We start from the raw sequence: 559 nt of genomic DNA on the forward strand, positions 1-559 counted from the left end.
GATCCAGCAGGTCCGCGGTCGCCGGGTGAAGTACATCGCCCGCGGCGAGCCGTCGGCGTCCGCTCCCGACGCCGACGGCTCGACGCGGGCGATGTACTTCACCCGGAGACCGAGGACCTGCTGGATCGCCTGCCGGAGGTGCTCGCTGACGCCGGGCTGACCGGCGGTGCCCGCCATCTTGAAGGAGTCGACGTCGTTCTGGCTCGGGAAGGACAGCGTGAGGACGTCGTCCTTCAGCGCGCGGACCTGGGCGGTGTACGCGACGAGCCAGGCGGTCATCCGGGCCTTCTGCACGACCTCGAGGATCTCGGGCCAGCTGTCCTTCATCCGCTGGAGGGTGATCGGACCCTCCTCGGCGGCCGCGGGCACGACCGGGGCGGAGGGAGCGGCGTCGGCGGGCGGAGTCGGAACGGAGGCGGGCTCGGGGGCGGACTGCGCCGGGACCTGCTCGACGGGCACCGCGGGCGCCACCGGCTCGACCGGCACGGCCGTCGCGATCACGGCGGCCGGGCGCTCGATGCGGTGGGCGGGGGCGATCGGGGCCGGAGCGGCGGAGGCC

1 pseudogene is annotated in these 559 nt (G+C 74.8%); it reads right to left on the reverse strand.

Annotated features, from left to right (window positions below):
- Positions 1-559 (reverse strand): annotated as a pseudogene (locus tag NB037_RS19365) (DNA polymerase III subunit gamma and tau); the annotation flags it as partial.

Source organism: Rathayibacter rubneri (assembly GCF_023743255.1).
GTDB classification, from domain to species: domain Bacteria; phylum Actinomycetota; class Actinomycetes; order Actinomycetales; family Microbacteriaceae; genus Rathayibacter; species Rathayibacter rubneri.